We start from the raw sequence: 23692 nt of genomic DNA on the forward strand, positions 1-23692 counted from the left end.
CTTTTCGTTATACTTCATGCCAAACCAGTGGAGGCGGCACAATCGCCTCCATGCAAAAGATAGGAACACAGCTTGAGTTTAGAAGTCGATATTATCTCTCAAATCACTGAACGTTTCAGTGCGCTGCGCGATGCCGAAAAGAAGGTCGCAAAGTTGATCATGGACGACATTCAAACTGCCGCCAACGCCAGCATTACTGAACTGGCAGAAAGTGCAGAAGTGAGTGAAGCCACCATTACCCGTTTTGCTAAAGCTGTTGGCTGCAAAAACGTGCGTGATATGAAGATCAAACTGGCACAAACCTTAACGGTTGGACAACGATTCATCCTTGAACCGCCTGATCAAAGTGGCTATCAAGGCATTTATGAGTCGATCAAGCAATCCCTTGATGTAAACCGCAGTTTGATTGTTGAAGAAGATATCGACACTGCTGTGAACTGGCTGCATAACGCAAGACAAGTGATCTGTATTGGTATGGGTGGCGGCTCAACCATTGCAGCACAGGAGATGCAGCATCGTTTATTCCGTCTAGGCTACCCTGTTGTGGCGTACAACGATGGCTTGTTATCGCGCATGATTGCGGCGACGGCAGACGCGAACGATGTGTTAGTGATGATCTCAGCCACTGGCTATACCCCTGCCATCATAGAAACCGCACAATTAGCTAAGCAGTACGGCGTGAAAGTTATTGTGATTACTCCGAAAGACACACCTTTGACTGAACAAGCCGACTTGGTTCTGCCTATTGAGCACCAAGAGACGGACTTCATCTACAAGCCATCGGCTTCTCGCTACGCGATGTTGGCTTTGGTTGATGTACTTTCGATGGCATTAGCCGTTAATCATAAGCGACGCTCGCGCGATAAACTTCGCCGACTCAAAGTTGCCCTCGACTCTTATCGTGGCGGTTTGGAAAGACAGCCTCTTGGTGATTAAACCAACGTAGTCTAGATACCCAAAATCTCGCTGATAAAACTCAAACAATGAAGCCCGATGTTCAGCATCGGGCTTTTATTTTACCGAGATAAGACTTCAATTCGGTACGATGTCTTGTTTTAATATTTAGGAAAACTTGCTAACACATAAATAACGAAATTCATCAATAAGAAAATTCTGATTGAATGTAAGGTTATCAAGATTAATACCAATTCGTACTCAAAATAATTTATAAGTTAATTAATTATTTTCCCCATCAATATTGATTAACTATTAACTTATTTTCAAACGAAATATGAACATTAAGTTTCCATTTTATTTTCGTTTCCGATAAAACTATTTGAGACTTTCATCACACTAAATTTCAAATCTCAGGAATAGACTCCGAGCCTTTCAAGCCCCCCAATTTGCAGTGAGTCTATGAAACTTTCTAACCTAAGTATTAAGAGTAAAATCAGTGCGTTGATACTTGTTATCTCCGCTGCCGTCATTGCGTTATCTTTCTTCTTTACCTCTCAAATAAAACTTATTGATGGCAAGATGACAGAATTTTCTGACACCACAGTGCCAAGTATTTTGCTAGTAAAAAATATTGAAATCGAAATTGGCACCTTAAGAAAAGACGAATTCTCTTTGCTGACTAATGTAAACCATGCTGAATTTAACACTTGGCTTAAAGGTTTGGATGAATCAGAAAATAAAATCGACAACTATATTGAACAATACGGTAAATCACTTTGGGATCAGCGCGACCGTGATACTTATAATGAAGTATCGAGTGCATGGTCAAAGTACCGTAGCTTCAACGACAAATATTCAGAGCTATTAACCACGAAACGTATTGACGAAGCCAACGCCATGCTGCTGGATGGTTTTTCAACGTTCCAAGCACTTTCTAGCTCGATTAAAGATCTGGTTGAGTTAAACCAAACCTTCATCAAAGAAGACATCAACAGCACTCACGATGTAGTTGCAGACGCCATCACTTATAGCATTATCGCGATTGTTGCTTTATTGGCATTGAGCTTCGTGCTCGGCTTATTCCTTACAAAACAAATCTGTTCTCCGCTGCAATATGTGGTTGAAATGGCCTCAAAGATTGCTTCTGGCGATCTAACCTACAAACTTCCGCGCAATAAAATTGGTAACGATGAGCTCGGATTATTGGCAGACGCCTGTGAAGATATGCAAGCCAAGCTGCTGAGTCTGGTCGACAGCATCTCTTCTACTACCGCCCAAGTGAGCACCGCTACCGAGGAAGTGAGCGCCATTTCAGAGCAAACCTCTTCTGGCATGGATGAGCAACAGCAACAACTTAACCTGATTGCGACCGCCATGAACGAAATGCAAGCAACAGTACATGATGTAGCAAGTAACACAGAAGCCGCTTCAGAAACTGCAAACAGCGCCTCTCAAGAAGCCAAAGAAGGCTTAGAAGTGGTTCAAGAATGTATTGAGCAGATCAACGAAGCCTCAATCGCGATTCAATCTGTTGGCACCATGGTAAGCGAGCTAGAGCAAGACGCATCGAACATCAGCGTGGTGGTTGACGTGATTCAAGACATCGCAGAGCAAACTAACCTGCTTGCTCTCAATGCCGCAATTGAGGCTGCCCGCGCGGGTGAACAAGGCCGCGGATTTGCAGTTGTAGCTGATGAAGTTCGTACGCTAGCGAGTCGCACACAAGCATCGACAGAAGAGATCATTGCTATCATCAGTAAACTTCAGAATTGCTCGAAAACCGCGGTATCGGCTACAAACAACAGCAACGATTTGATTCAAGTGTGCGTTGAACAAGCTCAGCGAGCGGGAACGACGATTGGTCACATCGAACAAAGCGCTGACAACATCGCTGAAAAGAGCATCCAAATCGCGAGTGCCTGCAGTGAGCAAAGCTCTGTGACTGAAGAGCTGCACCGCAATGTCGAACACATCAACCAGTTCTCTAGCGAAGTCGCAACAGGCTCTCGTCAAACCGCGATTGCATGCCGAGACTTGAGTGAACTGGCGGTTGGTCTACAAGAAATCGTCAGTCAGTTTAAAACGGCTTAAACAGCCATTAAAGGTTGCGTTAACTTTGTCCTAGCGCGCTCTGTAAAGCCCGATGCTCAACCATCGGGCTTTACTTTATCCAGCCGTTTCTTTACGTGTGTACAGTAAACCTGATCCTTGTCTCGATTCTTCAATTTATCTTTTCTAATCCCACCAACATCACGGTAACCCACTATATTTGAATGAGAATATTCTTAGAGACTCATTCAAGAGTGAGGCCAGTTTCAATAATTAATCAATTGATGAATATTGAAGGAATTAACTTCCTAGCCGGACAAAAACGACTCACGTTACACTGAATGCAGTCCCACACTCTTCTATAGCTTGATACGAATTCGAGCTCACCTTCTTAGAGGAAGCGTCGCATGATGAAGCGAATCATTCTTGGCACCCTAGCCCTGACTCTTTTAACTGCCTGTTCCAAAGATGACGGGCAGCAAGCCCTTGGCACATTAGAACGTGACCGTGTAACCTTTACTGCAACCTCTAGCGAGATAATTCGTGCCCTACCCATCAAGGAAGGCAGCCAAGTCACCGAAGGAGAAGTGCTGGTTCAGCTCGATACAAAGAACCAAGAAGCCGTTTTAGCTCACGCCGTAGCCGAACAAGCCAAGGCTGACGCCTATCTTTTGAAATTGACCAATGGTGAGCGACCAGAAGACATTGCTGCAGCGCAAGCACGTGTTGCCAGAGCGGAAGCTCAATTGGTTGAAGCGCAAAAGAACTACCAACGTAAAGCAGAGTTAGTTCGTAAGAAACTCATCAGCCAATCAGAAAAAGACACCGCTTTAGCAGCCAGAGATTCTGCCCGTGCAGAGCTAGACTCCTCACAGGAAGAGTTCAGCAAACTGACGGCTGGCTCTCGCCCTGAAGATATTGAACAAGCGAAAGCCGCACTCATGGCAGCAAAAGCCGATGTGGCACTGCAAGAGCAGAAACTGGCAGAACTCACCATCACGGCCACGCGAGATGGCTTGTTAGATAGCCTACCGTTTAACCTTGGCGAACGCGTCCCTGTCAATGGCGTGGTTGCTGTGATTCAAGCTAGCCGCGTCCCATACGCTCGCGTTTATGTTCCTGCTAACTATCGAGTCGACTTTGTGCCAGGTAAAACGGTTAACGTGCATGTAGATGGCGTTGAGCAACCATATAGCGGCACCGTTCGTTGGGTTGCGACTGAGCCTTCATTTACACCTTATTTCGCGCTTACCGAGGAAGAACGCTCACGTTTGATGTACCTTGCAGAAGTCGACCTTCAAGACTCCGCACAATCCTTGCCTTCGGGTATTCCAGCGCAAGTGGATTTGGTGGAGTAAGCCAATGACCGAATACGCGATTCAAGCTGAAAATGTAGTGAAAAAGTTTGGTGACTTCACCGCCATCAACAACATCACGCTTAATGTGCCCAAAGGCAGTATTTATGGTTTTCTTGGCCCCAACGGCTGCGGTAAATCGACAACCATTCGTGTGTTAACAGGCCTACTCAGCCCAAGTGAGGGCAATGTTGATGTACTCGGGCTAGAGATCCCAAAACAATCGGAATTGCTGCGCCTTAAGATTGGCTACATGACACAAAAGTTCTCCCTCTATGATGATCTGACGGTTCAAGAGAACCTTGAGTTTATTGGACAAATCTTTGGAATGGAAACCAAGGCCCTAAAAGCTCGCATCGAAGAACAACTATCCACCTACGGTCTCGACCAACTACGTAAACAGCGCGTCGGCGGAATGAGTGGCGGTCAGAAGCAGCGCTTGTCTCTCGCCGCTGCGACCATGCACAAACCAGAACTGTTGTTTCTCGATGAACCCACGTCTGCGGTTGACCCAGAGAACCGACGTGATTTCTGGGAGCAATTGTTTGATCTCTCTGACCAAGGCACCACGATTTTGGTCACCACGCACTACATGGACGAAGCAGAACGCTGTCATCGTCTAGCGATTATGGAAGCGGGGGAAATCCGCGCCGATGGTGAACCAGAAGAGCTCATGGCGCAAATGGGCGTTAACATCGTTGAAGTCAAAGCGGATAACTTACGCGAGCTAAAAGAGAAAGTCATTCAGCGTGAAGAGGTGCGCTCGGCCGCACAGCTAGGCATTCGCTTACGTATTTTGATCCACCAGCACATCGAAGAACCAATCGAATGGTTAACCCAAACCTTTCCTGAGCTTGAGGGCTGCGAGATGAACATTGCTCGTCCTAGCTTGGAAGATGTGTTTGTAAGCGTTACGGGGGAAGGTCGCCAATGATGAAATCTATCGCCCGTATGAAAGCGGTGATGATCAAAGAGATCCGTCAGCTTTCACGTGACCGCATTACCTTTGGTATGGTCGTGATGATCCCGTTGATTCAGCTTTTGCTGTTCGGCTTCGCCATTAATACCGATATTCGCAATATTCCCGTTGGTGTCGTCGATCAAAGTGGCAGTACCGCCGGACGCGTGATTACCGAATCCGTCAAAGTCACGCAAGTGGTCGATGTGGTCGAAACCTTCGCTACCGCGGAGCAAGCAGAACAAGCCATTCAAGATGGTATCGTTCGTGCGGCTTTGATTCTGCCTAGCGATCTAACCCAACGTATGGTGCAAAGTAGAGAGCTTGGTCAGTGGATTGTGGATGGTTCCGACACAATGATCAGCTCAGCGATTCTCTCACTACAAACCATGCCGTTAACGGATTTTGATTTTGAGATACGCCCTGCCCCAACCAAAACCTTTGAAGTTGCGCTGTATTACAACCCGAGTCGGCGCTCGGCGGTGAACATTGTCCCCGGTTTGTTGGGCGTGATTCTAACCATGACGATGATCTTGTTCACCAGTGCAGCCATTGTTCGAGAACGGGAGCGTGGCAATCTAGAGTTACTGATTACCACACCAATCCACTCTATCGAGCTGATGGTGGCGAAGATCATTCCCTACATCTTCGTAGGTTTGATTCAAGTCTTCATCATTCTCGGTTTGGGTCACTGGATATTTAATGTACCGATAAACGGTGCCATTAGTCAGATATTGTTTGGCACGCTGTTATTTATCGCCGCGAGTTTAACTTTAGGTTTGGTGATATCCACCATTGCGACGACTCAGCTACAGGCGATGCAGATGACGGTGTTTATTCTTCTGCCATCAATCTTATTATCAGGGTTTATGTTCCCTTATGAAGGGATGCCCGTTGCGGCACAATGGATATCAGAAGCCCTGCCAGCCACACATTTCATGCGTATTATTCGTGGTGTGGTGTTACGTGGTGCAGATTTGATGGAGCTTTGGCGAGATACGCTTTGGCTGCTTGGGTTTACCGTTATCGGTCTCTTTGTTGCTTCACTTCGCTTCAAGAAGTCACTCGATTAACCTACAAGGTTCTAGAACTAAAAACGCCTCCAGAATTGGAGCGTTTTTATTGAATCATTCAATCATCATAGCGAAATCAGTAATACTCACCCAAAGAGCAGTCATGCAGATCTGAAATGCTATAGCTTCTTAGCGAATTGATTTTGAAGTTGAACACCACCTGTTTACAAACGTTTCGACTGCGGTCGCTGTAGGTAATATACCCTTCGCTGTATGCGCGTTTGCCGCTGGTTGAGGTAATGTCTGCGTTCAACTCCAGATGCGCCTTGTGCGCTTCTACACGTTCCATCATCTCATGTACGTCAAGCCACTCTTCACGGTTGGCCATTTGGATCAGCATCGATTCCGCCTGTGTTTGTAACTTTTGCGGATAAACGTAAAAACGGTTATAGGCAAAATAGGCGCTCATTAAGATTAGTATTAACACTGCTGAGGTAGTTCTTGTCATGCAAGTTGCCTCTTATCGTTATGAATTTTTTTTCTTTGCTTCTTTTTCAGTATAGAAAGCGGATGAAGTTTAGGTTAAAGAATTCACACAAATAACAAGCGACGGTCAGAGTCAGTCAATTCCATGACAAGCCGTCGCTTGGTTTAACCTAATTCTAAATAACTAGACACTTTGCAGTTCTTAAGTACTGGATTTTGGTGCTATTTATCGATAGGGAACAACTTGCTTTCAAAGACGGTTGCATAAATCGGCACATCTTTCAGCTTGTTGATGTCGATTTTGTAAGGGTCTTCTTCCAGCACCGTGAAGTTGGCTACTTTACCTACCTCAATACTACCGAGCGTATCTTCCATCCCCCACGAATATGCCGCTTCAATGGTAATGCCTTTTAGTGCGGCCTCACGAGAGAGCGCGAGATCTTTACGCAGCACATTTCCATTGTTGGTTTGGCGAGTAGCAGCACTCCACGCCAGCAACAGCGGATCAGCCGGAGCCATTGGCATATCCGAATGCAAAGAAACAGGAATCTGCTCTTTTTCAATCGTGGCTAGTCGAACCATCGCGTGCGCACACTCTTCACCTAACCCGACTTCACCAAAGCGATCACCAAAGCCCGTTACGTAATATGGATTAACACTAATAATCGCACCTAGCTCCTTCAGTTCCTTGACTTGTTCGTCGGTCGAATTGGCAAAATGAACAATCGTAAAACGGTGGTTCTCACGTGGGTATTCAGCTTGACGGCGTTTCAAAATTTCAATCAGCTTTTCAACGCCTTCATCACCGTTTACATGAACGAGGATTTGGTAATCCTTCTCCCAGAAGAGCTTGGTGATGTCTTCGACTTCTTGAGGGGTTTGAATCCACTCGCCATGGTGACCATCCAGATAACCGTCCTTCATCATCATTAACTGAGAGATGATTGCGCCATCGAACAGTAGCTTAACTTGGTTTTTAAAGAAGCGAACTTTGCCTTCATCAGGGAAGGTTTTGGTGATCTCTTCAACCGCTTGAACCACACCCTCTTTGCCTTTCAGGAAGTACGGTGACTTACTTTCTGGTGTAAAGAAGGAATACATTGGTGTTTCATCTGCGCCCAAGATCTCTTTATACAGACCCACCATATCCTCTGGTATAAACGCGCCAGGTTCGTTGTAAGCCGTCACCCCTTTCTCGTGCAGCATTTCCACCATTTGCTCTAGTCCGGCACGGAATCTTGCTTCACTGCCAAGATCTTTGTAGATACGTGGTAACAGGTAAATCAACGCACCACCTTCCCAGAAATGACCATTTTCCAGATCTGACTGAGCTGCTACCTCTTTACCTTGTTTATCGATGTCAGCTTGGTTAAGACCAAACTTCTCAACAAATGCCGTGTTTACATAGAACTCATGTGCCGAACGATGCCATACACCGATTGGACGTGTTTTCGAGATCTTATCAAGATCAGCGCGTGTCAATTCACCATGGAAGAAGTTGTTGTAGCCCCATGTCCACAATACTTCATTTGGATCCTTCATCTCTTTCTCAACGGCAGTCAACGCGGCCAGATACTCTTCATGTCCATTCACCGCTGGCCAAGTACGACTTGGTAACTGCCACTCTTCAGGAGCAATGACCGGCATACTCAACGTGAGTGCACCGAGAAACGGATGCAGGTGCTGCTCAATAAAGCCAGGCATGATCACCTTGTCTTCTAAATCGACTTTATCCGCATTTGGGAACTGCTTCAGCGCCTGCGCTTCTTGTCCAACAAAAACAATCTTGCCGTCATCGTCCGCTACCACCGCCTCTACACGAGGCTGGTCTTCATCCATTGTGATGATGGTGTCTGCCAAATAGATCGTTTCACCGCTTTCCGCAGGCGCAGTTGCTTGAGCTTGTTCTTCTACCTGAGCCTCAGGTTTTGGTTCTTGTTGTTTCGCTTCTTCTGCTGGGCTGCATCCTGCCACAGCGCCAATTAACCCTAGGATGGCACCTGCCACTAACGTTCGTTTGAATGGTTTCATTTTTAACCCTTGTATCACCAGTTTATTTACTGCTTTAGTTATGGAATCCCGTTCCAAAAAAGAAAGGGGAGCATGGTGTATAAAGTAAAGACCGCTTTTGTCAGGTGTGAACCGATTTCGCTCACAATCTTGAGAATGAAACAGGAATTAATTCAGAACGTTACCTATCACCGTGGTGACCAAGCGGTGATCAGAACCATTTGGTTGACTTGTCGATAGGCGAGTACAGATTTGTCTGTCCGTTTTTTCTGATTTAAGCCAAAGGTGATCAATCCCTATCATGGCGAAAGCAGGAACCGGCAAGCCTTTCACTGATGTTGGCCAACTGGCAACAGGTTGAGTTTGGAAACGAGAAAACAGCCCATTAAACCTTGGGCTTGCAGCAGAAAGATTGAAATCCCCTATCACGATCATTTCCGGTGTTGGATACAAATCAGTAAGGGTTTCTATGGTTCGAATCAGGGCATTGCGACGTTGCCATAACGGCTCAGTTCTTGGCGAAGGAGGATGCGCTGTCATCAAGGTAATAGGGTTGTCCACTTGCCATGTTGCTCGAATCACCTCTTGACCATCTGGGGTGTGATAAATCGAAACTGGCTCCAAAGGATAACGGCTCAAAATCATCTGATTTGACGGGTAACCAACACCGCGCTGGCCGCCATAATAGAAAGGATAAATATCGTCGAGAAGATGGAGTTTCTCCCCCACTTGAGGCGAGAGCTCTTGCACCACCACCAAATCTGCAGGATGTTTAAGCAAGTAATTGATGAACTGATTGATGTCCGGATTTTCGTAGAACAGGTTGAATTGGATGATCGTCAGCGGGTTTTCGCAGGTTTGGTTGTTCGTGATTTGAGTGGGTAAGAGAAACGCAATCGAAGCGAAACCAATCGAAGTGGCAGCAATGGCTTTCACCCAGTGACGGCAAACCAAAAGTACCAAAGCAAAGCCTAGGTAGGCGAATAAAAGGAGAGCGGGAATCGAGGTTAGATTCTCCGCCCACCAGATATCATGATATTGCCTTGCTAGCAGCCAAATTAATGCAGGTAGAAACAACACAATCCATTTAATGACTCTCAGCACACGCACTGCTCGTTTAGCGATTACATATCATAAGCTTATATGTAATCGCCCAACTCGCCAGTGCGCTGCTGAACTGTATCTAAACAGATTGGCTTAAATGGGATGAACCGCTTCCGTTGCAGGCTCTTCGTTGCGCGCTTTTTCGCTCACTTCCACTTTAACCGCAGCGACCTTGAACTCAGGGATCTTCGCATGCGGGTCAGTTGCCGTTGTCGTTAGGCGGTTGACTGGCGATTCAACAAAGTGGAAAGGAATGAACACCACACCTTTTTGAATCCGCTTAGTCACAAAGGCATCAATCTCAATGCTGCCGCGACGTGTAGACACCGTCAGACGCTGACCATTACTGATGCCAAGTGCTTCTGCGTCTTCCACGCTCACCATCGCGCGAGGGCCAGCAAGGTTATCCAACCCTTTGGTTTTGCGCGTCATGGTACCGGTATGGAACTGCTCAAGCACACGACCTGTAGTAAGCACCAGTGGATACTCTTCATCTGGCAGCTCAGCCGCATAACGGAACGGTACGCCCACCATTTGTCCTTTACCACGAGTAAACTGGGTTTGGTGCATGATGCGAGTACCTGCCGGGTTGTTCTTGTTGCTCGGCCATTGCACACCGTTTGGCGTGATCGCCTCCCAACGAAGACCTGCGTATTGAGGTGTCACTCGTGCAATTTCGTTAGTGATATCAGACACGCAGTGGTAGTCCCAATCACTTCCCATCGCATTAGCGATTTCTTGAATAATCCACCAATCTTCTTTTGCCTCACCCGGTGCCGTGACAACCGGATTCACACGCTGAACACGACGCTCCGTATTGGTAAAGTGACCCGCTTTCTCTGCAAATGAGCAAGAAGGCAGAACCACGTCCGCGTATTGCGCAGTTTCTGTTAGGAAGATGTCTTGAACCACTAAGAAATCGAGCGCTTCTAAGCCCTCAATCACGTGCGCTTGGTTCGGGTCACTCAATACTGGGTTCTCACCCATGATGTACATACCACGAACATCACGATGGCAAGCCGCATCAATGATTTCTGTCAGGGTTAGACCTTGCTCAGAAGGCAGATTTGGCGCGTTCCATTCAATCGCAAACTTCTGACGCACAATTGGGTTGTATACCTTTTGGTAGCCCGGGAAGCTGTTTGGCAAAGCGCCCATATCACACGCGCCTTGCACGTTTGATTGACCACGCAGCGGGTTAATACCACCACCTTCAATACCGATGTTGCCACACAGCAATTGCAGGTTAGCGATAGAACGCACGTTGTCATGACCTGTCGTATGCTGAGTAATCCCCATCGAGTAGTAAACAGCCGTACGATCTGCTGTACCGATCATGCGCGCCATTGCTTGAATGTCTTCGGCTTTTACGCCCGTAACCAACTCCACTTTATCGAGGTTATAAGCTGGTGACATCACTTCTTGCAGTAAGGTATCAAAGCCGTCGACACGTTCTTCGATGTACTCTTGATCGTACCAACCGTTCTTGATGATCTGCTGCATGACGCCATTAAGGAGCATCACATCCGTACCCGGACGGTGCGCCATATACAGCTCAGCATGCTCTGCCATATCGACACGTTTCGGGTCAGCCACAATCAAGCGAGCGCCGTGATGACGAATTGCTTGTTTGATGTGTGAAGCGATTATCGGGTGCGCCGATGTGGTATCCGAACCAATAATAAAGATCACATCCGAGTGCTTAATACTTGGGATGTCATTGGTCATTGCACCACTACCCAGTGACGCTTCAAGTCCGGTTACACTCGATGCGTGACACAAACGCGCACAGTGGTCGACGTTATTGGTGCCCAGTTCACGGCGGACAAATTTTTGGAATGCGTAGTTGTCTTCGTTAGTGGTTTTCGCTGAAGAGAAACCCGCCAATGCGTTACTGCCAAAATCTTGCTTGATGCCAGAGAACTTGCTCGCAATCAGTTGAATCGCCTCTTCCCAACTTGCAGGCTGCAACCAACCGTCTTTACGAATCAATGGCGTGGTAAGACGCTCTTCACTGCCGATGAAATCAAAACCAAAGCGCCCTTTCACACACAGCATGCCTTGGTTAACCGGCGAGTCACCGCCCTTCACGTAGCGAATCGTGTTGGTTGCTTCGTCCACGAACATGGTCAACTTACAACCCACACCGCAGTATGTACAAATGGTGTCGACCGCTTTCAGATCTTCGGTACGACCTTGCGAGCGGTCACGACTATCGACCATCGCGCCTGTTGGACACACTTGAACACATGCGCCACATTGCACACAGTTCGAATCGCCCATCAGAGTTAAGCCATTCTTGTTACTTCCAAAGTGTGGACGATCGTCAGGACGTAATGCCGGACGACCTCGTTTATCGCACACAAAGTTCAGTACACCGTGCACGGCTTTGTCGCGACACGCTTGGATACACTGACCACAGCTAATACAGCGGTTGGCATCAAACTCAATAAACTCAGAGCTGCGGTCAACTTCGTACTTATGACGCAGGTCTTTCGCACGAAGATCTAACCAATCTTGATGTGATTTAACCTGCAAGGAAAAGTCAAAGCTTTGCTCAGCTTCATATTCGGTGGAGTAATCACGCAGCGCACAATCAGTATTGGCCTGACAGCCACATTCAAGGCAGCGCGCCGCTTCCTTCATTGCTTCTTCGTTATCAAAGCCCAACTCCACTTCAGCGAAGCTTTGCTCACGTTGTGCTGGAGTCAATTCAGGCATGATAGAGCGAGCGACTTTCTGGATGTTCTCGAAGTGAAGCGGATCGACTTGAGAGAGTTTCTTCTCTTTGCGCGAGTTGAACGCCGCCTTTGGCATATCGGCCATATCGCCATTCAAAAATAGGTCAATGGCTTTTGCCGCAACGCGACCATCACCCACCGCTTCAACTGCCGTTGCTGGACCACGGCGGAAATCACCAATACTGAAGATGTTGCCCGTGCCGGTGTGCATGGTCTTTTCATCTGCATCAGAGGTGTTCCAGCGCGTAAGTGGAATCGACAAGTCTTCGCCTTCGAGGAAGCTCAGATCTGGCTTTTGCGATACTGCTGCAATCACGGTGTCGAACTCTTCGGTAAAGAACTCGCCAGTTGGTTTAGGGCTTCGACGACCAGATGCATCCGGCTCACCCAACGCCATGCGCTCTAGACGAATCGCATTCACGCGTCCGTTTTCATCGGCAAGGTTTTCTGCAGGGTTGGTCAAGAAGTGGAATTTCACCCCTTCGTGTTCAGCTTCGACAATCTCGTAGTCTTCTGCTGGCATTTCGTCACGAGTACGACGGTAAATCAACGTGGTGTCTGCACCAGCGCGACGCGCAGTACGAGCACAGTCAATTGCTGTGTTACCACCACCGATCACCGCGACTTTCTGACCCGTGACGTAGTTTTGCTCAGTCACGTAATCTTTCAGGTAATCAACGCCCAGGTAACAACCTTCAAGGTCGCTGCCTGTATAATGCATTTCAACCGCTTGAGACGCACCGACAGCCAAACACACTGCGTCGTATTCTTCGCTCAATTGAGAAAGCGTGAAATCGACACCCAGCTTTTGATTGGTATGAACTTGCATGCCATTACGGCACATTAATTCGATTTCTTTATCGAGAATGTCTTTTGGCAAACGGTATTCAGGAATACCATAACGAAGCCAACCACCCGCTTTGGGCATGGATTCAAATACAGTAACGTCGTAGCCTTCATTCGATAAGTAGTAACCAGCCGTTAGACCACCAGGACCACTGCCGACGACGGCAATGTTCAAACCTTTGCTTGGTTTCTTTTCTGGTACATAGGCTTCATGCGCAGACAAATCCGCATCCGCGGCATGACGTTTTAGCTGACGAATAGCGATAGGCTCATCGACTAACGAGCGGCGACATTCGCTCTCACAGAATGCAGGGCACACACGACCAATCGATAACGGCATAGGAAGCGTACGCTTAATCACTTCAATCGCTTTTTGATGATCGTTTTGTGCGATGTGATAAAGGTACGATTGGATATCCACACCCGCAGGACACGCGGTTTTGCATGGTGCTTCACAGTCGGCGTAATGGTCCGTCATGATGCGGTTTAAGGCTTTTTTGCGATGCTCGCTTAATTGTTCTGATTGCGTGACCACATTAAGGCCACGGTAAACTTCAAGTTCACACGCGCGCTTAGTACCGCCGCTTTCAACTTCAACCACACACAAGTCACACGGTACTTTTTCATTACTTTTGTTCATTCCGCACAGTGATGGAATCTCAACTCCACACACTTTTGCTGCTTCTAGAAGGGTCAGCCCCTCTTCTACAATTCTATATTTTCCATCGATGACAATTTCTATCATACAACCTCCGCAGCAAAGCAAATCCACATCTGCACAAATAAAACCATGCATTCTATAAGGATAAACATTTGCAAGACAAGGCGGTGTGATACAAAACTTATAAACCACATTTTTTTCGTGTCATAAAAAGAAAGCACTTCTGTCACGAAGTATCACAAGTAAGAACTCAACAAACGTTTTACTCCCTCGATTGTGCAGAAACTGGTGAACGCTACTATTTTGATAAGAAGGGCAATAAAATATTGACCTTCCCCTAAGGTTAACCTTTAGAATCGAAGGGTTTTCATCATTTTCATCAAACACATGGGAAAGGGTATGCACTTAAAATCGCTGCATACAATCTGGTTAACTCTCTTCACAACACTGGTACTTTTGGTATCGAGTGTGGCGAATAGTGAGCCGTTGATGAACATTCAAATGATGTCAAAAGGCATGGCACATCATTCGTCTATGATGAGTGAAAGTGAACACTGCGGTATGCCTGGCATGATGGACGTCTCCATGACAGACGTTTCTATGTCCGAAGCGTCCGTAGCAGAAAATAGCGATGCAAGAGAAACCAGCATGAACTGTGGCGGAGGCTCAGGCATGGTTCATACCTGCTGTACTGCCGCGTGTACGATAGTTTTCGTCCCCCTACCGAATCCTATCAATAGCCCAATGCCTGTCGTTTATCGCGCAACCATTACTCCTGAAGTTGCTTCCCCAGTAGTACACGTCAGCCGCGACCTGTACCGACCTCCTATAGTTTAAGTCAGTCAAGCATTCGACCCTGCGTGTGTATCGCAGGTTGTTTTAATGCGCCTGAACGATGAGGTTACAAGGCTTTACTGTTCCCGCAATAAAATCCGCACCTCCATCGATCCGGCGAACACTGGATTTAGATTATGGATATCAAACCATACCGCTTAGCTGCACCTATTTTTATAGTGGCTCTGGTCGCTGCGCCAACCTTGGTTAACGCCGCAGGTAACGAGACGCACGCAGCGCAAAATTCCGCATCAAGTGAGCGAGCTTCAACGACCAAGCTTGCCCAACTGATCAACATCGCTTTGAGTAATGATGGCAATCGTAAGCAATACTCAGCGCAATCTGCTGCCATGCGTGAAACGGGCGTTGCAAGCTCTACCTTGATGGACCCAAAACTGAAAGTGGGTTTTGGTGGCTTGCCTGTCGACAGCTTCAAATTCGACGAAGACCCAATGACCAACATCTCCGTTGGTTTAATGCAACAGTTTGAGCGTGGCTCTACGCTTGATTTACAGCAGAAGAAAGCCAATCAACAAGCCGACGGCCTTGGACTTCAAGTTCACGCTCGTGAACTTGAGGTGGCTAACAGCATGACTCAACTGTGGTTAGAGCTAGGTTATCAGCAACGTGCGGAGCAAATCATGCTTGAGAACCGCAAGTTGATGAAGGAGATGGAAAACTTTATTCAAACCAACTATTCGATTGGTAAGAGTGAAGCGCAAGACCTGCTCAACGCCCAACTTCAAGTCAGCAAGTTAGATGAGAAACTGCAAGCCAACGCACAAATGCAACGTCGTCTTATCTCTCAACTCTCCGAATGGCTGGGGTCAGATTGGTTGGCAAACGAACAGGCTCTGCACGCGAGCAATCAATTGAACTGGGACACGCTGAACAACAAACTTGCTTCCAGCATCGACTCCACCAAGCACTACCAGCAACTCAGCCAACACCCGATGGTTAAGATGGCCGACGTCAGCATCTCTGCCAATAAAACTCAGGTGGAAATTGCTGAGCAAGCCTACAACCCGCAGTTTGGCGTCGAAGTAATGTACGCCTACCGCCAAGCCGACAACATGATGGGAGAGCCCGCTTCCGATTTGGTCAGCGCTTACCTCACCATGGACATTCCGTTGTTCACAGGGGACCGCCAAGACCGCAACCTTGCTGCCGCCCAGTACCAAGTTGGTGCTGCGCAATCACAAAAGGACACCTTACTAACGCAGATGAATGCCAAGGTGAACACTTTGCTGGTTGATCGCGGCAACTTAACCCAGCGTTTAGAACGTTATCAATCCACCTTATTGCCTCAAGCGAAAGCGCGCATTCAAGCCGTTGAGCGGGGTTATCAAAACAACACAGCGCAGTTTAACGATGTGATTTCTGCCACGACTGACGAGTTGGCTCTGCAATTAGAGCAACAACGTCTGCTGACCGATCTCAACATCGCAAACAGCAATTTAGCCACCCTGCTCGGTGGTTTCGACTATCAAGTCGAGCAGCCAGAACTGTCTGAATTTAAAAAATAATAAGGTAAAACAATGAAAACATTAAAAATTGCAACCATCGCGCTGATTGTTGGTGGTGCTTTAGGGTTTGGTGCTAATCATTTTCTTACGGGCTCGGCTCATGACATGAGTGCGATGGGTGGCGAATCTGCTGCAAGCTCTAACGATCCGCTTTACTGGGTTGCCCCAATGGATCCGAACTACAAACGCGATAAGCCGGGTAAATCCCCAATGGGCATGGATTTAATTCCGGTTTACGCGGAAGATCTATCTGGTGAGAAAAGTGCACCGGGTACTATCACTATCGACCCTTCCGTTGAAAACAACCTGGGTGTAAAGACAGCAAGAGTCACCTTGGAAAAACTGTCCCCACGTATCGAGACCGTCGGCTATATCGCCTTCGATGAAAGTCTGTTGTGGCAGACCAACGTACGTGTCGCGGGTTGGGTTGAGAAACTCTACATCAACGCCGTCGGTGAAAAAGTGAAGAAAGGCGATGTTCTTTTCACTCTCTACTCTCCAGAACTGGTTAAAGCACAAGAAGAATTGCTGAATGCTTACCGTACAGGCCGCCAAGGTCTAGTGAAAGGCGCGACCGAACGCTTGGTAACGCTTGGGGTTGACCGTGCTCAAATCAAATCCATTACTCGTCGTGGTAAAGCATCGCAAACCATTGAAATCAAAGCACCGGCTGACGGTGTCATTGCAAGCCTAAACGTGCGTGAAGGTGGCTATTTGTCCCCTGCACAAGCGGTAATCAGTGCTGGCCCACTGGACAATGTTTGGGTTGATGCGGAAGTCTTTGAGCGTCAAGCGCACTGGATGAAAGCAGGCTCTCAAGCCACCATGACCCTTGACGCGATTCCGGGCATTGAATGGCAAGGGGTCGTAGATTACGTGTACCCAATCCTTGATCCAACAACACGTACATTACGTGTACGCCTTAAATTTCCTAACCCAAATGGCGAATTAAAACCAAACATGTTTGCCAACATCGCGCTGCAACCAGTGACCGACGATGCCGTATTGACCATTCCTAAGTCCTCCGTCATTCGTTCCGGTGGTATGACTCGTGTGGTTCTGGCAGAAGGCGATGGTAAATACCGCTCAGCTCGAATTGAAGTTGGTCGTGAAGCCGGAGAGCAAATCGAGGTATTACAAGGTCTGAAACAAGATGACAAGATAGTCACCTCTGCGCACTTCATGCTCGATTCTGAATCTAGCCAATCTGCAGATCTATCTCGTATTAACGGTGTCGAACCAGAAGCAGAAACGGCATGGGCAAAAGGTGAAATCACCGATGTAATGAAAGATCACCGCATGCTGACCATCAACCACCAGCCGGTACCAGAGTGGGATTGGCCTGGCATGGTGATGAACTTCACTTTCGCTGATGGCGTTGATATGGGTGACTTGAAAAAAGGCCAAGCCATTGAATTTGAAATGCAAAAGACAGAATCTGGCCAGTACCAAATCATCGACTACAAGGCAGATGAAAGCGTCATTGCAGCAGAAGTTTGGCTAACTGGTGACATCACGATGCTGATGGCTGATTTTGGCATGATCACTTTAAATCACCTGCCAGTAGCTGAATGGAACTGGGATGCAGGCGAGATGAACTTCTCTGTCGGTGAAGAGGTGGATTTATCCGGTTTTGAAGAAGGACAAAAGGTTCGATTTCTAGTTGAAAAACAAGGGTCTGACTATGTTCTTAAACAGCTAGAGGCCGTTGAGGGGTAATTATGATCAGTGCAATTATTCGTTGGTCGCTCAACAACCGCTTCTTAGTGTTGATCGCCACTCTAGCGCTCGTGCTGGGTGGACTTTACAGTGTAAAGAATACGCCTGTTGACGCCATTCCGGATCTTTCTGATGTGCAAGTGATCATCAAAACAAGCTATCCGGGCCAAGCTCCTCAAGTTGTCGAGGATCAAGTCACTTACCCGCTCACCACCGCCATGCTTGCCGTGCCGGGTGCTGAGACAGTTCGTGGCTACTCTTTCTTTGGTGACTCTTACGTTTATATCATTTTCAACGATGATACCGACATGTACTGGGCACGTTCACGCGTGTTGGAGTACTTAAGCCAAGTAGCACCAAAGCTGCCACCAAACGCAAAACCAACCCTAGGTCCTGATGCAACGGGTGTGGGCTGGGTTTACAGCTACGTATTACAAGACAAAACCGGTAAGCACGATTTGGCCGAACTTCGTAGCCTGCAAGACTGGTTCTTGAAGTACGAACTGCAGACGGTTGATGGCGTTTCTGAAGTCGCGACCGTTGGCGGCATGGTTAAGCAGTACCAAGTACAAATTGATCCTGCCAAGCTGCGTGCATACAACCTCACTCTGCAACAAGTGAACATGGCGATCCAAAACGGTAACCAAGAAACCGGCGCGTCCGTTATCGAAGTTGCGGAAGCCGAACACATGGTTCGTACCACGGGTTACCTAACCAGTATTGAAGACATCAAATCATTGCCTCTAAAAGTCACCGAGAAAGGCACGCCGTTGCTATTAGGTGATATCGCAGACATTAACCTTGGTCCACAAATGCGCCGTGGTATCTCAGAGCTGAATGGCGAAGGAGAAGCCGTTGGTGGCGTTATCGTAATGCGCTTTGGCGAGAACGCGAGTGAAGTCATTGCAAAAGTAAAAGACAAGCTTGCAGACCTACAGCGCGGCCTACCAGAAGGTGTTGAAATTGTTGCGACTTACGACCGTTCGACTCTAATTGATGCAGCAGTAGAAAACCTATGGAAGAAGCTCGCAGAAGAGTTCATCGTCGTTGCGATTGTGTGTGCGTTGTTCTTATTCCACATTCGTTCTTCGTTGGTTATCGCTCTGAGCCTACCGGTCGGCATTCTCACTGCGTTTATCGTGATGCATTGGCAAGGTATTAATGCCAACATTATGTCCCTTGGTGGTATCGCGATTGCCATCGGCGCCATGGTGGATGGTGCAATCGTTATGATCGAAAACGTTCACAAGCACATTGAACGAACGCCACTGACCGATAAAAACCGATGGCAAGTCATCAGTAAGGCGGCCGAAGAAGTCGGCGCTCCGCTGTTCTTCTCATTGCTGATCATTACTCTAAGCTTCGTGCCTGTGTTCGCCTTAGAAGGTCAGGAAGGCAAGATGTTCTCGCCACTTGCCTTCACTAAGACGTACGCCATGGCAGCGGCAGCAGGTTTGGCAATCACACTCGTCCCTGTACTTATGGGTTACTTCATTCGCGGTAAGGTGCTACCGGAGCACAAAAACCCGGTTAACCGCGGCTTGGTCGCGTTGTACCGTCCGCTATTGAATACCAGCTTAAAGTACCCTAAGACCATGATTATTATTGCATTAGGTCTAATGGCGTCGGCTTATTACCCAACCAGTAAGCTGGGTAGCGAGTTCATCCCGCCGCTGGATGAAGGTGACTTGATGTACATGCCAACAACCTATCCGGGCATCTCGATTGGTAAGGCTCGTGAGCTGCTACAGCAAACCAATAAGCTGATCAAAACCGTCCCTGAAGTACAGACGGTATGGGGCAAGATTGGTCGAGCTGAGACCGCAACCGATCCAGCGCCACTCACCATGATTGAAACCGTGATCCAGTTGAAGCCACGCGATCAATGGCGTGAAGGGGTAACGACAGAATCACTGCGTAAAGAGTTCGATGATCTAGTGCAATTCCCGGGATTAACCAACGCTTGGGTAATGCCAATCAAAACGCGTATCGACATGCTAGCAACGGGCATCAAAACCCCTATCGGCATCAAGATCGCGGGGCCTGATCTGAAAGTGATTGAGAAGATCGGTTCTCAGTTGGAACCAATTCTTAATGGCGTTCAGGGTACAGCATCGGTTTACGCAGAACGTGTAGCAGGCGGTCGTTATGTCACGATCGACATCAAACGTCGTGCCGCAGCGCGTTACGGCTTAAGCATCAAAGACGTTCAGCAGGTGATCTCGACCGCGGTGGGCGGCATGAATGTGGGTGAAACCATCGAAGGCTTGGAGCGTTACCCAATCAATGTTCGTTACCCACAAGACTACCGTGACTCGGTGGTAAAACTGCAAAACCTGCCGTTAGTGACTCCAAATGGCGCTCGCATCGCCCTAGCTGATGTCGCGGATATCCGTTACGAAGACGGCCCTCCAATGATTAAGACAGAAAACGCACGCCCGAACGGCTGGGTATTTGTCGATATCGATGGTCGAGACCTTGGCTCGTACGTCGTGGAAGTGCAACAAATCGTAGCAGACCAACTTGAGCTTCCTGCGGGTTACTCGTTAGCTTGGTCTGGTCAATACGAATACATGGAGCGCGCAAAGGACCGCTTGAGTGTCGTGGTACCAATCACTATAGCCATCATTATGCTGCTGCTTTACTTCAGCTTCCGCCGTGTCGGCGAAGTGATGATCATCATGCTTACCCTACCGCTCGCTATGGTCGGTGGTTTGTGGCTCATGCATATCCTCAACTACAACTTCTCGATTGCCGTTGGGGTCGGCTTTATTGCCCTAGCAGGCGTCGCGGTTGAAATTGGGGTCATCATGCTCGTGTATCTCAACCAAGCTTGGCACTACAAAAAGCTGGATGCAGAAGAGAGCAAGCAAAAGCTTGAGGCGAAAGACCTAACCGATGCCATTCGTGAAGGTGCAGGCTTACGTGTTCGCCCAGTAATGATGACGGTACTGACGGTCATTATTGGCCTTATTCCAATCATGTACGGCGAAGGTACAGGGTCAGAAGTAATGCAACGTATCGCCGCACCAATGATTGGTGGTATGGCATCAGCACTACTACTGACGCTATTAGTACTGCCAGCCATCTTCAAGCTGTGGAAACAACGTGAGTTGCGCCAAAGCAATGCGACTAATCACCAAGCTAGCGCACAAGCTAGTGATGTAAACAACAACGCTTAATCCCTACTTTCCCCTCAAACGTTCAGTTTTGAGGGGAAACAACCAAATTATTAATGAATTAAAACAAGGATATAACAGATGAAAAAGACACTAATCACTCTTGCTCTAGCTTTAACAACAACGACTGCTTTTGCACAAATGGATCATTCAAACATGGATCATGGCGATATGGATCATAGCAATATGAAGCATGAAAACATGGACCACGGCAGCATGAAGATGGATCACAGCAAAATGGACCACTCCAACATGATGGATATGCCAGGCATGTCTGCGGTAGGTATGCCAGCAAAAGGCGCAAAGCCAGATAAAGTGGTACACGTACTCTTGAGTGATGACATGACGATCAAGTTCAAGAAAGATGTCAAGATTGAGCCAAACGATGTGGTGCAGTTTGTAGTCATGAACACAGGTAAAATCAACCACGAGTTCACTATCGGTTCTGCCAAAGAGCAGCTAGAACATCGTGAAATGATGAAGAACATGAGTGGTGACCACATGCACGATTCAGGCAACGCAGTCACGGTTGAGCCGGGTAAAGCCAAGCAATTACTGTGGCACTTCCACGGAGACAACAAGGTTGAGTTCGCTTGTAACATTCCAGGTCACGCAGAAGCGGGAATGGTTAAAAAGATTGAACTGTAAATAAGTATCTAAATAGAAAAAGGAGCTGATAATGCAGCTCCTTTTTTTCTATTTGAGTCAATAACAGTGAGGGGAAACTCAGAAGTTATAAGCCGCCATCACGCGAATTGCGGTTTCCTCTTCTTCTGAAAGGCTCAGATCTTCATCTATTTTGTATCCTTCCACAATCAAACCAACGCGAGCAATATCGACTTTGACTCCCAGCGTTGGAGTGATGTTGTTCTGATTTAAAGATTCCACATGTTCGCTGGTTTCTTCATTAAAGTACTCGATCTCGACATCGTTGTAGTTCACACCAATACGCGGCGTAATCGCGAGCATGTCGCTCAAACGGATTTCATACCCCAGTGCAGTATGCAGCCCCCATACTTGCTTTTCAGCCGAGTAAATTCCATTTTCCTCTTTTTCTCCACTGTCTAAGGGCGCATTAAATCCGATTGACCAGTTAAGGTTAGGTAACACCTCAGCACCGATTTCCACACTCAAGACCTCATGGTCATCCATAAAGGTGACGCCACCCGCGACAAATGGGTCCTGCTCTTTCGCAAAAACAGGCGCACTGACTAATAGCACCAAAATGAATAAGCCAAATAGATCTTTAAGCATGACACCTCCGGATAGTGAATACGTTAATTTACCACTATCAGAATACGTGGATTACATGCGCATTTTTGAAGGTTAAGAAGCTCAAATTTGAACCTTTGAACGCCACACAATGTCGTACTCAACGACGAAATTTTATAATTTAAGGCACCTTGTGAAACACTCGATAGATCTCAACCTGTACCGCTTTTTACACCTGGTTTTTGAACAAAAATCGTTGCCCAAGGTGTGCCATACGCTAGACATTAGTCGAGCAACGTTTAACCGTCAGTTAGCCGATTGCCGCGAACTATTTGGCAACGAGCTATTCATTGCCAACAAAGGGCTGTATGTTCCAACCCTATTTTGCAGCCAACTGATGAGTATTATTGAAGAGCCACTCGAACAGCTGGAGTCTGCACAAACTCAGGTCAATGTGTTAGAAGCAGCAACTCAACCCACTCAATTCCGCTTTTTTGTTCCCAACCCACTCAGTGCAATCCTTACTACCCCACTACTCGAACTTCTCGATCACAACAACAATATTGCGGACTTTTCTATGGTGGATTGGAATTTGGAAGGCATCGAGTTTCCAAAAGCAGGCTCACTCGCTGTGGGCATTTCCGGCTACCCGTCAGTAATGAACGAGCGTGTTGTTGAACGAAAAATTGGCGAGCTGGGCTTGTACCTCTACACCTCAGAAAGTAACCCTTTATCGCACCAAGACCAAGTGGACATTCAAGCTTTACAAAGTGAGAAGTTAGTACGCGTTTCGATGGGAGCGCTTGATGATGCAATTTACTATGAAAGGGTTAAACGACAACTCGGTTTTGCTCTTACGAGGCGATTAACGGTTCCTTCTGTGCACGCTGCATTAGATTGGCTTACGAACACCAACTATGTTTTGATTTGCTTTGCGCTGCCCGAATCCGTTTTGCCGCAAGGGATCAAAAAAGTCCCGTTGACTCAGGATAAGAAGCAAATGTTCTTCGATATCGGCCTTCAATTCCACAGGGGCTATTATCAACATCCAACCATTGTGAAATTAGAAAAGTACCTGTCTGATATTCTGCGCGACTTATAA

General features: G+C 47.4%; 16 protein-coding genes. 11 read left to right on the forward strand and 5 right to left on the reverse strand.

Annotated features, from left to right (window positions below; translation table 11 throughout):
• The first annotated feature begins 72 nt into the window (after positions 1-72).
• The 5 genes from KHO06_RS23860 (at position 73) to KHO06_RS23880 (ending at position 6332) form a co-directional block, all read left to right on the forward strand.
• Positions 73-936: a MurR/RpiR family transcriptional regulator gene (locus KHO06_RS23860; protein WP_005425077.1), complete on the forward strand. Its 864-nt coding sequence runs from the start codon at positions 73-75 to the stop codon at positions 934-936.
• Positions 937-1356: 420 nt separating this feature from the next.
• Entirely contained in the window at positions 1357-2988 is a 1632-nt protein-coding gene (locus tag KHO06_RS23865; protein ID WP_212582691.1) for a methyl-accepting chemotaxis protein, read from the forward strand.
• Between the two features lie 368 nt (positions 2989-3356).
• The gene (locus KHO06_RS23870; RefSeq protein WP_212583428.1) at positions 3357-4304 is read left to right on the forward strand and encodes an HlyD family efflux transporter periplasmic adaptor subunit; all 948 of its coding nucleotides are present in this window, start codon (positions 3357-3359) and stop codon (positions 4302-4304) included.
• Between the two features lie 4 nt (positions 4305-4308).
• The gene (locus KHO06_RS23875) at positions 4309-5235 is read left to right on the forward strand and encodes an ABC transporter ATP-binding protein (RefSeq protein ID WP_199459121.1); all 927 of its coding nucleotides are present in this window, start codon (positions 4309-4311) and stop codon (positions 5233-5235) included.
• The gene (locus tag KHO06_RS23880) at positions 5235-6332 is read left to right on the forward strand and encodes an ABC transporter permease (protein WP_212583429.1); all 1098 of its coding nucleotides are present in this window, start codon (positions 5235-5237) and stop codon (positions 6330-6332) included. The genes KHO06_RS23875 and KHO06_RS23880 overlap by 1 nt, the downstream gene beginning before the upstream one ends.
• 76 nt (positions 6333-6408) lie before the next feature.
• Here KHO06_RS23880 and KHO06_RS23885 read toward each other — a convergent pair whose 3' ends face one another.
• The 4 genes from KHO06_RS23885 to fdhF form a co-directional block, all read right to left on the reverse strand.
• Positions 6409-6780, reverse strand: coding sequence for a hypothetical protein (locus KHO06_RS23885; protein WP_086015291.1), 372 nt, complete (start codon positions 6778-6780; stop codon positions 6409-6411).
• Positions 6781-6980: 200 nt separating this feature from the next.
• Positions 6981-8789, reverse strand: a complete 1809-nt coding sequence (locus tag KHO06_RS23890; protein ID WP_212582692.1) for an amidohydrolase — start codon at positions 8787-8789, stop codon at positions 6981-6983.
• A 147-nt stretch (positions 8790-8936) separates the two neighbouring features.
• Positions 8937-9872, reverse strand: coding sequence for an endonuclease/exonuclease/phosphatase family protein (locus KHO06_RS23895; protein ID WP_212582693.1), 936 nt, complete (start codon positions 9870-9872; stop codon positions 8937-8939).
• Positions 9873-9965: 93 nt separating this feature from the next.
• A complete protein-coding gene (gene fdhF, locus KHO06_RS23900; protein ID WP_212582694.1) occupies positions 9966-14204 on the reverse strand; it encodes a formate dehydrogenase subunit alpha in 4239 nt (1412 codons plus the stop codon).
• Positions 14205-14519: 315 nt separating this feature from the next.
• On the opposite strand from fdhF, the gene KHO06_RS23905 reads away from it, so the two are divergent.
• The 5 genes from KHO06_RS23905 to KHO06_RS23925 all read left to right on the forward strand — a co-directional run bounded on the left by KHO06_RS23905 (position 14520) and on the right by KHO06_RS23925 (position 22026).
• Positions 14520-14957, forward strand: coding sequence for a hypothetical protein (locus KHO06_RS23905; RefSeq protein WP_038882981.1), 438 nt, complete (start codon positions 14520-14522; stop codon positions 14955-14957).
• A gap of 134 nt (positions 14958-15091) precedes the next feature.
• A complete protein-coding gene (locus KHO06_RS23910; RefSeq protein WP_212582695.1) occupies positions 15092-16480 on the forward strand; it encodes a TolC family protein in 1389 nt (462 codons plus the stop codon).
• Positions 16481-16492: 12 nt separating this feature from the next.
• Positions 16493-18199, forward strand: coding sequence for an efflux RND transporter periplasmic adaptor subunit (locus KHO06_RS23915; RefSeq protein WP_212582696.1), 1707 nt, complete (start codon positions 16493-16495; stop codon positions 18197-18199).
• Between the two features lie 2 nt (positions 18200-18201).
• Positions 18202-21381 carry an efflux RND transporter permease subunit gene (locus tag KHO06_RS23920; protein ID WP_212582697.1) on the forward strand — a complete coding sequence of 1060 codons (3180 nt, stop codon included), beginning with the start codon at positions 18202-18204 and terminating at the stop codon, positions 21379-21381.
• Between the two features lie 78 nt (positions 21382-21459).
• Entirely contained in the window at positions 21460-22026 is a 567-nt protein-coding gene (locus KHO06_RS23925) for a cupredoxin family protein (RefSeq protein WP_005425081.1), read from the forward strand.
• 78 nt (positions 22027-22104) lie between these two features.
• On the opposite strand, the gene KHO06_RS23930 is transcribed toward KHO06_RS23925, so the two are convergent.
• Positions 22105-22632: an autotransporter domain-containing protein gene (locus KHO06_RS23930; protein WP_005425112.1), complete on the reverse strand. Its 528-nt coding sequence runs from the start codon at positions 22630-22632 to the stop codon at positions 22105-22107.
• 151 nt (positions 22633-22783) lie between these two features.
• Between KHO06_RS23930 and KHO06_RS23935 the strand changes: the two genes are divergently transcribed.
• Positions 22784-23692 carry a LysR family transcriptional regulator gene (locus KHO06_RS23935; protein ID WP_005425115.1) on the forward strand — a complete coding sequence of 303 codons (909 nt, stop codon included), beginning with the start codon at positions 22784-22786 and terminating at the stop codon, positions 23690-23692.

The organism is Vibrio sp. B1FIG11 (assembly GCF_905175335.1).
GTDB classification, from domain to species: Bacteria; Pseudomonadota; Gammaproteobacteria; order Enterobacterales; family Vibrionaceae; genus Vibrio; species Vibrio campbellii.